6 protein-coding genes are annotated in these 9,953 nt (G+C 60.7%); 4 read left to right on the forward strand and 2 right to left on the reverse strand.

The annotated features are described in order from the left end of the window. Positions 1-52: 52 nt before the first annotated feature. The 4 genes from DXB98_RS09725 (at position 53) to nifJ (ending at position 7,745) form a co-directional block, all read left to right on the forward strand. Positions 53-958 carry a hypothetical protein gene (locus DXB98_RS09725; protein ID WP_117743975.1) on the forward strand — a complete coding sequence of 302 codons (906 nt, stop codon included), beginning with the start codon at positions 53-55 and terminating at the stop codon, positions 956-958. Next, positions 955-2,799, forward strand: a complete 1,845-nt coding sequence (locus DXB98_RS09730; RefSeq protein WP_117743976.1) for a hypothetical protein — start codon at positions 955-957, stop codon at positions 2,797-2,799. Before DXB98_RS09725 ends, DXB98_RS09730 begins: the two co-directional genes overlap by 4 nt. A 3-nt stretch (positions 2,800-2,802) precedes the next feature. Continuing rightward, a complete protein-coding gene (locus DXB98_RS09735) occupies positions 2,803-3,741 on the forward strand; it encodes an FHA domain-containing protein (protein ID WP_117743977.1) in 939 nt (312 codons plus the stop codon). A gap of 464 nt (positions 3,742-4,205) precedes the next feature. Continuing rightward, positions 4,206-7,745: a pyruvate:ferredoxin (flavodoxin) oxidoreductase gene (nifJ, locus tag DXB98_RS09740; protein WP_117743978.1), complete on the forward strand. Its 3,540-nt coding sequence runs from the start codon at positions 4,206-4,208 to the stop codon at positions 7,743-7,745. Between the two features lie 574 nt (positions 7,746-8,319). Here nifJ and DXB98_RS09745 read toward each other — a convergent pair. After that, the gene (locus DXB98_RS09745) at positions 8,320-8,844 is read right to left on the reverse strand and encodes a hypothetical protein (protein WP_117743979.1); all 525 of its coding nucleotides are present in this window, start codon (positions 8,842-8,844) and stop codon (positions 8,320-8,322) included. Between the two features lie 2 nt (positions 8,845-8,846). Beyond that, the gene (locus DXB98_RS09750) at positions 8,847-9,263 is read right to left on the reverse strand and encodes a DUF3830 family protein (RefSeq protein ID WP_117743980.1); all 417 of its coding nucleotides are present in this window, start codon (positions 9,261-9,263) and stop codon (positions 8,847-8,849) included. Between the last annotated feature and the right edge of the window lie 690 nt (positions 9,264-9,953).

A 9,953-nucleotide genomic window follows, 5' to 3' on the forward strand; every position in this document is an offset into this window, starting at 1 on the left:
CCCTAAGAGCAAACCACCCTTTTTAAGGGTGGTTCTGATTGGAGGAGAACGCATGCGGCCCGGTGGCACTCAGACAAAGCGCGGCGCCGCGGTGCGCATGCGACGCCGACTGGGCTTGGCGCCGCGGGCGTACGCACTGCTGTCTTGCTCGCTGGTGCTGGTCATAGCTGGCGTTTCTGTCTATGGCATGACCGTGCCGTCCATGATGCAGGCGCATGCCGCACGCGAACCGCGCGTGGGGCATGAGGTCAAAAGTGACCTGGGCACCACGACTGGATATGCTTGGGCAAGTGTGGTCGCGCATATTGTGTTTGGCACCGACGACGCGAACGGCGCCGAGGCCCCAGACAACGAAGTCACGCTTGCCAATGGCAAAACCATCGTGCTCACCAACACCAAGATCATCGATCGGTTGTCTAACAATAGCGTGGCGGCAACGGTGAGTAAGGTCGAGCAGCAGAAGGAGCAGGACGCCCAGCAGTCCGGAAAGCCCGGTAGCTCGGATACTTCTGGCTCCGGCTCGGATTCGTCGAGTTCGGGCGGCGGCTCAGGATCGGGTTCCTCTGCCGGAGGGTCTGGAAACGGCGGCTCGACGGGCGGCAACACTGACAACGATGCAAACTCCGGTGGCCTTTCCGCTGCTGAGGAAGAGAGCATTCACAGTTGGCTTGTGACCAAGTACAACATGCTCGACGGCTATGTTTCTCGTGCCAATGACGTGGTTTCGACCTATAACTCTACGGGAGATCCCAGGCCGTGCGACAGTCTGGTCGGGGAGATGTTTGTCATTCGAGCCGAGTTCGGTCGTCAGACATTCTCGCCCCGGTCAAAGTGGTATCAGCAGTACGCCAATCTGTGGGGCTGTTACACCAACCTATGTCAATGGGTCGGCCATTACGGCGATGATGACGTCGCGCTCGGTAACTTCAACAATAACGTGGCGGCGCTTGCCCTATGATGACCGATCTTGCATCCACCACACCACAATCGCTCGGTCGCGATCCCATGGTCGGCCTGCGCTTGGCGCGTGTCGACGGGTTTGAGCCGGCCATTGCGCTCGGTCAGGACGAACTGCCTGCCTATCTGCGTCGTTTTACGATGCTGTTTGCCGACGATGCCACCATACGCCGTGGCGGTATCGGCCGCGTGACGCGTGCCGTCAACGCCCAAGGCGAGGCCGTGGCGCTCAAGCAGCTCATCTTGCCGACGCGCGATGAGTTTGACGACGATGCAACTCACGAGGCGCTGGTCGCCAAGTTCAAGGCGGCGTTTCGCGAGGAATATGAATGCCATCGCGCCCTTTCGGGCCTTAAGGGCTTTCCCCGCCTCTATGGCTGGGGCGAGGTCGACGGTGTGCCTGCAATTGTCATGGAATGGGTCGAGGGCGAGACGCTCGCCCGCTTGCGTTCGCGACTCGCCGTGGACGATGCCGGACGCCTGTCGCCGCTTGTGGCGGCGCGTTTGGGTCGCGACCTGTTCGATCTGCTCTGCCGTATGAGCCTGGTGGGTGAGGGCTTTGTCCATCGCGATATCTCGCCCGCTAATATTATGGTGCGTACGGCGCGTCTACCGCTTGACCGGCAGCTTGCCGAGGGCACCTTTGACCTGTGCCTGATCGACTTTGGCTCGTCGCTGGCGCTTGAGCCTGCGTCGGCCGTGGCCGGTGCCGGCGGCAAGGCGTCGTTTACGGAGCGCTATGCCACGCTGCGTCGCGCGACGGTTGCCTATGCCCCGCCCGAGATGCTCACCGACGATATTCCCGACCTGCGCGCTTTGCGTATGTCGCCGGCGATCGACGTCTATGCCGCGGCAAGCACGGTTTACGAGCTCATTGCCGGCGTCGCGCCATACGAAGCCGTGCCGAGCATTTCGGGCGCCTCGGGTTCGCGCAAAAAGACGCGCGACATCGCCAGCCCCTACCGTCTCAAGATGGACACGCGGCCCGACTATCCCATTGGTGCCCATGCGCCCGGTTGCGATTTGACTCAGTTGCTTCGTCGTGAGCCCGATGTGGCGCTCGCCGCGGCCGAGCAGGCCCAGCAGCTGGGGCTTGAGCCGGATTCCGAGGAGCTACGCGATGCACTGGCGTTTGTCGATGCCCAGCTGTTCGACGTGGTGATGGCCTGTCTGTCCAGCTATCAAAAAGATCGTCCCGAGCCGGCGGCGGTCGAGGCGGCGCTCTCGGCGTTTTGTGACCACTATGCGCAAAATGTCGGTCGTTCGCTCCGTGGCGAGCCGCTCACGCCGTGCCCCATGGATGCGTCCGGCCGCGCGGTTCGTCGCGCGCTGATGGTCGGCGCGGCGGTCGTCTGCGGCGTGGTTTGGGCTGTGGTCGTGGTTTCGGCCGCGCTGCTGGCATCGGGCGCTCGCGTGACGGCGACTTTGGGATCGCTCGTGTGGTCTGGGTCGCTACCGGGTATTATTGCCGCACTGGCGTTGGCGCTGCCAGGCATAGCCGGCGTTGCCGCGGGGGCACTTGCGCGCGATCGGCGCTCGGGGTTCCTGCAGGGTGTGCTTGCGCTTTCTGCCTGCGAGGTTCCGGTATTGGCTGTGGCTGCATGTAGCGTATTTTCTCAACGCGCCGTGATGGGCGGCCTTGTTGCCGCTCTGATTGCAACCTATACGCTTACGTGGTTTTTGTTTGCGATGGGCTTTGCCTTTGAACTTCCCGTTTCGGCACCGCGACGCACAAAAGCCCAGATGGCGACTCCGCTTGCTGGTGGCGCCGCAGCTGCCCGCACTTTTGGCGGACCTGTCGAAGTATCGTCCGATTCTATTTCTACGACCAAGGAGGACTAGGTCATGGCATCTCAAGTTGAGCTCACCCCATGCGGCGCCATGTTTGATATCTTTAAGCGCGCGGCGCATCTGAGCCATATCGAGCTGTGTGGCTTGGTGCTTTCGTCCCGTCCGCTCGCCGATGGCCGCAGCCCGCAGAGCCGAGCCGCCGATCGCTCTTGGGTTTCCCGCTTTATCGTTCGCGCGCCGGTCGGCACGCTTCAGCAGCGCTACTTTGCCGAATACGGTACCTCGGCTGCGCGTATTATGTCGCAACTGGCCCTGCGCCAGCGCAATCCCATGGACTCCACGGCTGTAATCAATATGGTCTGCGGTCCTGCAGGTGAACCGATGGTACGCGCGCTCGAAGAGTGCCACCAGGACACGAATCTCTATCGCAACGCGCTCGATCGCCTGTCCCAGGCGGCGGAACTCCTGCCCGCCGAGCGCGCCGAGGCCGTGCTGGTGCTGTTTGTCGCCGTCGGTTGTTCGGCGGATGTGCGGTCCTCGGTGAACTATGCCATCGACTACGCGCACGCGACCTGTGGCGGAGGCACATCCACGCCGCGTTCGCTTGGCATGTCGATGACCGCGGGCGAACGCGAACCCGCCCCGGCGCACCCTTTGGGCTTGCTGCGCATACAAAACAGTTTTGTCGTGAGCGCCCCGCGCTGGATTCAGCCGAGTGAGCAGGGTGTTGAGATTGGCGCGCTGGCCACTGGTGAGGGCGATATTACCGACGTCGGCGACGATGTCTCGGCCCGCCATGCCCATATCTGGTGCGATGCTCAAAATATCTGGCACGTCGAGGACTTGTCGTCCACCAACGGAACCGTGGTGGTAAACGGGGCCACGCGTGTCTGCATTCAGGTCGAGCCCGGTCGTTCCGCCCAACTCAATCCCGGCGACGAGCTCAAGCTCGGCGAATCCACTACCTACGCCATCCTCTTCGGTGCCCTCTAGCCGGCAGATAGGGACGCTCCTTTTCTGCCGGCACTTGGGGACACTCCTTGGCGCGCCAGAGCCAGTCGCCCGGGGATGGAGGGGCCATTTTGGCCCTTGACGGTCACCCAAGGTAAACCTTTACCGCCCACCTATTACCGCCCACCTATATTTGACGAAATATAGCTTGGCGGCGGGGTACAATAAACCCGCATGCGGATTTCCGTTGCGGGCGCTTCCCATCGCCGGGGCGTGCCCGGGAGCATCCGGCATGCGGCCTTTGCAGCGCTCGGTCATGTGCAAGACGGGCGGTCGAGTCTGTGGGGTGCATCAGCTGCCCCTCGCCTCGGCATGCCTTCTCTCCACGCCATGTACCTGCTGCTCAGTCTGCCTGCCAGATGATGGAAGCAACAGCGAAAATCCCATCACGCCAACATCCCGGCGATCGCCGGGGCCTGTATACCTATATGAGAGGAGAGGGGTATATGGCGCGTAAGTTTAAGTCTATGGACGGCAACGAGGCGGCCGCATATGTTTCGTATGCGTACACCGAGGTAGCGGGAATCTATCCCATTACGCCGTCCAGCCCGATGGCCGACCATGTCGACCAGTGGGCGGCCCAGGGTCGCAAGAACATCTTCGGCACCCCGGTCAAGGTCGTCGAGATGGAGTCCGAGGCAGGTGCAGCCGGTACCGTTCACGGTTCGCTGGGTGCCGGTGCTCTGACCACCACCTACACGGCTTCTCAGGGTCTGCTCCTGATGATCCCGAACATGTACAAGATCGCGGGCGAGCAGCTCCCGGGCGTCTTCCATGTCTCCGCGCGTTGCGTCGCTTCCCACGCCCTGAACATTTTTGGCGATCACTCCGACGTCATGGCCTGTCGTCAGACCGGTTTCGCCATGCTCGCCGAGGGCAACGTCCAGGAGGTCATGGACCTCTCGCCGGTGGCTCACCTTGCCGCCATCGAGGGTAAGACCCCGTTCCTTAACTTCTTTGACGGTTTCCGCACCAGCCACGAGATCCAGAAGGTCGCCATGTGGGACTACAAGGATCTGGCCGAGATGTGCGACATGGACGCCGTCCAGGCTTTCCGCGACCACGCGCTCAACCCTGAGCACCCGCACACCCGCGGCAGCCACGAGAACGGCGATATCTTCTTCCAGAACCGCGAGGCCTGCAACAAGGTCTACGACGAGCTCCCTGCCGTCGTCGAGGGCTACATGAAGAAGATCAACGAGAAGCTCGGCACCGATTACGGCCTGTTCAACTACTACGGCGCTCCCGATGCTGACCGCGTCGTCGTCTGCATGGGCTCCTTCTGCGACGTGCTCGAGGAAGTCATCGACTACCTCAACGCTCACGGCGAGAAGGTTGGCCTGGTCAAGGTTCGCCTGTTCCGTCCGTTCTCCATCAAGCACTTCGTCGACGTTCTCCCCGAGACCGTCCAGAAGATCGCCGTCATGGACCGCACCAAGGAGCCGGGTTCCATCGGCGAGCCGCTCTACCAGGACGTCGTCTCCGCTCTCTACGAGGCTGGCAAGACGGGCATCAAGGTCGTCGGCGGCCGTTACGGCCTGGGCAGCAAGGACACGCCTCCCGCGTCCGCATTTGCTGTCTTTGAGGAGCTCAAGAAGGACGAGCCCAAGCGCGAGTTCACCATCGGCATTGTCGACGACGTGACCAACCTGAGCCTGCCTGAGGCCGAGGATGCGCCCAACACCGCAGCCCCCGGCACCATCGAGTGCAAGTTCTGGGGTCTGGGTGGCGACGGTACCGTCGGCGCCAACAAGAACTCGATCAAGATCATCGGCGACCACACCGACAAATACGTCCAGGCCTACTTCCAGTACGACTCCAAGAAGACCGGCGGCGTCACCGTCTCGCACCTGCGCTTTGGTGATTCCCCGATCCGTTCGCCGTACTACGTGACCAAGGCCGACTTTGTCGCCTGCCATAACCCCAGCTACATCGTCAAGGGCTTCAAGATGGTCCGCGACGTCAAGCCGGGTGGCACCTTCCTGGTCAACTGCCAGTGGAGCGACGAGGAGTTCGCCGAGCACATGCCCGCCGTGGCCAAGCGCTACATCGCGAACAACAACGTCAACGTCTACCTGATCGACGCTATCGACCTGGCGGCCAAGGTCGGTATGGGCAAGCGCACCAACACGGTGCTCCAGTCCGCCTTCTTCGCGCTGGCCAAGGTCCTGCCCGCCGAGGACGCCCTGCAGTACATGAAGGACGCGGCTACCAAGTCCTACATGAAGAAGGGCCAGGCCATCGTCGACGCCAACCATAAGGCCATCGATGCTGGCGCTACCGCCTTCCGTAAGTTCGAGGTTCCGGCCGACTGGGCTACCGCCGAGGATGCCGCTCCCGTCGAGCTCTCCGAGGAGACCAAGTCCGCCATCGCTCAGCAGGTCAAGAACCTGCTCGAGCCCATCGATCGCATGGATGGCGACAGCCTGCCCGTTTCCGCCTTTGTCGATTGCGCCGACGGCCAGTTTGAGCTGGGCGCCTCCGCATACGAGAAGCGCGGCGTCGCCGTGGTCGTTCCCCACTGGGACGAGACCAAGTGCATCCAGTGCAACCAGTGCGCCTATGTGTGCCCGCATGCCACCATCCGTCCGTTCGCGATGACCGAGGACGAGGCTGCCGCCGCGCCCGAGGCTACCCGCACGCTCGACGCTATGGGCCCCAAGGCCAAGGGCATGAAGTTCACCATGGCCGTGTCCCCGCTCGACTGCATGGGCTGCACCAACTGCGTCAAGGTCTGCCCCAAGGGCGCCCTCGAGATGGTTCCCACCGAGCAGGAGATGGACCAGCAGCCCGTTTGGGACTACATGGTCGAGAACGTCTCCGAGAAGAAGGAGCTCATCGCGGCCAACGTCAAGGGCAGCCAGTTTAAGCAGCCTTACCTGGAGTTCTCCGGCTCCTGCGCCGGCTGCGCCGAGACCGCCTATGCACGTCTGGTGACCCAGGTCGCCGGCGACCGCATGTTCATCTCCAACGCCACCGGCTGCTCCTCCATTTGGGGCAACCCCGCTGCCACCGCTCCTTACTGCAAGGACAAGGACGGTCACGGCCCGGCGTGGAACAACTCCCTGTTCGAGGACAATGCCGAGCACGGTCTGGGCATGGCTGTCGGTTACGAGGCCGTCCAGAACAAGCTGATCGCCGCCACCCAGGACATCATCGCTGCCGATGGTCCGTCCGACGAGCTCAAGGCCGCCGGCCAGGCTTGGATCGACTCCGTCAACGACGCCGAGGCTTCCAAGACCGCTGCCGCTGCCTACGTTGCCGAGCTCGAGAAGTGCGGCTGCGACGCTTCCAAGGCGATCCTCGCCGACAAGGCTTACCTCACCAAGAAGTCCTTCTGGATCTTCGGCGGCGACGGCTGGGCCTACGACATCGGCTTCGGTGGCCTGGACCACGTCCTGGCTTCCGGCCACAATGTCAACGTCTTCGTCTTCGATACCGAGGTCTACTCCAACACCGGTGGTCAGGCCTCCAAGGCCTCGAACCTGGGCCAGGTCGCTCAGTTCGCCGCTGCCGGTAAGGTGACCAAGAAGAAGTCTCTGGCCGAGATTGCCATGAGCTACGGCTACGTCTACGTGGCACAGGTTGCCATGGGCGCCAACCCGGCTCAGACCCTCAAGGCCATCCATGAGGCCGAGGCCTACGACGGCCCGTCCCTCATCATCGGCTACAGCCCCTGCGAGATGCACTCCATCAAGAAGGGCGGCATGCAGAACTGCCAGGCCGAGATGAAGAAGGCTGTCGAGTGCGGTTACTGGAACCTCTTCCGCTTCAACCCCGAGGCTGCTGCCGGCAAGAAGTTCTCGCTCGATTCCAAGGAGCCCGCGGGCGGTTATCAGGAGTTCCTGATGAACGAGGCCCGTTACGCTTCGCTGACGCGTTCCTTCCCCGAGCGCGCCGAGGAGCTCTTCAAGGAGAACGAGCAGGCCGCCATGGATCGCTACCAGCACCTGCTGAAGCTCAAGACGGTGTACAACGAGGCCTAGGTCTCTCACCGCAGGATCTGAGGGCTGACCTTCGCGGACGTCCTCGGACATGAAAGAACCCCCGCTGCGCACTTCGTGCGGCGGGGGTTCTTTCGTCCTGCGGAATGTCCGCGAAGGTCAGCCCTCAGATCCTGCTACGACTACGTCCTCGGATTGTGGGGCTGAACGGGGGGCGTGGTTGGCAGGGCCTTTTGTCCCGGTTGCTGTTTCGCGGCATTGCCGCGAAACCACGCGCTTCTCTGGGTATAGAGGGGGAGCTGATAACAAGCAACGCCTTATTGGAGTTGTTTTGCCAGTTCAAAAGCCCATCAATGATCTTACTGGGTGGCATTAAAACTCCTAAATGACAAAAATTGGTAGATAGGATTGCCCCTATAAGTACAAAAATTGGCAGTTAGAAATGACCCAAATCATACAGAAATTGGCAGATAGCGAAGATTCGCTTAGGTCTCAAAGCCATCGAACCGGCGCGGTACCATGCAAAAAGGCTGGGGACGCTGTTGCTTGCGTCTCCAGCCTCTTGATTACTACTTTGGGCCCCGTGATGGGGTGTGGTTGGTGCTGCTAGTCCGGTTTACCTTGTCTCGCCGGTTTCGGTGCGCAGACGGTAGCCGTGGACCAGGTCGCTGATGGCCGGCCAGGGAATCTGGCGATCGACCCAAAATTGCAGCTGGACCAGATAGCGCTCGGTGGCGCGGGTGAGGGCGGCAAACTGCTCATGGGTCTCGACCTGGGCGTAGAGGTCGCGGCTGCGGGCGAGGACGGCGGTCGTATCGTCCATCTTGCCGGTGACGTCAAAGGCGCCCGAGAACCAGTCGCACAGGCGCGCGGCGCTGTTGTTGAGGGTGGCCAAGTCGGCGGTGTTACCGTTGACGTTCTCGGCTGCCTGGGCGCGCAGGAGCGAAAGGGCGTCGGCAGCGTTCATGCAGTAGCCGACGGTAAAGTTCCATACTGCGAACTCGCGGCCAGTGTCGAGCTTGCGGCGACGCATATAGTCGATATCGCGCGGCTCCTCAAGCATCATTTGGTCGGCAAGGGCTTCTAGCGAAGTGGTGTACTCTGCAAGGTCGAGTACAAGCAGGGTGTCGATATTCATCATCTTTAGGCCTCCGCTTCGATCTCGACGATTTCGTTTTTGATGTACATGCCCTGATTGTCCCAAATGTTGCGACAAGCGGTGGCAAAGCGCTCGCGGTCGGCCTCGCAGATGCGGGCAAACATGTTGCAGGTGCCAAAAGGCTCGCAAACATCAAAGAAGATACAGACCGAAGACCAGCCGCCGTACCAGCTCATCGCACCCGCCGGCTCGTTAAAGACGGGATTCTCGATGTGCTCGTAGTTGGCGATGGGGCCCGATACGGGATAGGTCACCTCGGTATCGCAAATCTTTGCCGAGAAGATGCGCGACTCGACCGGACAGGACGCTTCGAACAATCTGCATGCTTCGGGCGCTTTGTCCCAGAGCATGTCGGCGAGAAACGTCTCACCATTCAGCGTAATCTTGAGCATTTTTGTCATAGTAAGGACCTCCTCAATCCGTCGCTCAAGGGGCTCGCTGGCGGATAAAGGAGAAGACAGCCACGGGGTCGCCGAACCCAAACTTCACGACAGATGCCTGCCGCCCCAGCCCGTGCTGTACTTGGCTAAAGTATCACGCCTTGGGAGCCGAAGCAATATCCCTGTTTAGATTTTTTTGGACGCTTGGGCACAGCGCAACTTGTTCACAGTCGCTTACCGCAGGGTGAAGCACGATCGACTATCCTTTTTGTTGGATGAAAAGCCCCATGTTTTTGCAGGGATGCATACTCGTCCTATAAGTGCATAGAATCTCGTATAGTGCGAGTAAGATATTATGCTGTCCGTTTTGTGTTTAGCAGAGATATAGTTTGTATAATCCAACATAATCCTTGCTGTATTCAAATAAAGTCGCACGTAAATGGCGTAGATATGTCTGAGCTGGGGTTCTGTACGCTGAGCGGATAAAAACGACCGTTCACCGCTCCACTATTTTCAAAATGAATAAAATGAGCGATAAAGAGAATATAAACCTTAATAAACTCGCGTATCGCACGGACGCGGGTTATTAATGGGTTGTAGGCCTTTTACAGAAAGGATTCCAGCAATGTCTAAGCCTCTTGGCAAGCCCGATCGTATTGTCGTCGCCCTCGGCGGCAACGCCCTCGGCAACAACCCCGTCGAGCAGATCGA

Origin of the sequence: Collinsella sp. OM07-12 (assembly GCF_003438275.1) — a bacterium.
Classification (GTDB): domain Bacteria; phylum Actinomycetota; class Coriobacteriia; order Coriobacteriales; family Coriobacteriaceae; genus Collinsella.

Bases quoted from the DNA above. Each gene is read 5' to 3' on its own strand.
- DXB98_RS09735 (WP_117743977.1), top strand. From the start codon at position 2,803: ATGGCATCTCAAGTTGAGCTCACCCCATGCGGCGCCATGTTTGATATC.
- DXB98_RS09725 (WP_117743975.1), top strand. From the start codon at position 53: ATGCGGCCCGGTGGCACTCAGACAAAGCGCGGCGCCGCGGTGCGCATG.
- nifJ (WP_117743978.1), top strand. From the start codon at position 4,206: ATGGCGCGTAAGTTTAAGTCTATGGACGGCAACGAGGCGGCCGCATAT.
- DXB98_RS09750 (WP_117743980.1), bottom strand. From the start codon at position 9,263: ATGACAAAAATGCTCAAGATTACGCTGAATGGTGAGACGTTTCTCGCC.
- DXB98_RS09745 (WP_117743979.1), bottom strand. From the start codon at position 8,844: ATGATGAATATCGACACCCTGCTTGTACTCGACCTTGCAGAGTACACC.
- DXB98_RS09730 (WP_117743976.1), top strand. From the start codon at position 955: ATGATGACCGATCTTGCATCCACCACACCACAATCGCTCGGTCGCGAT.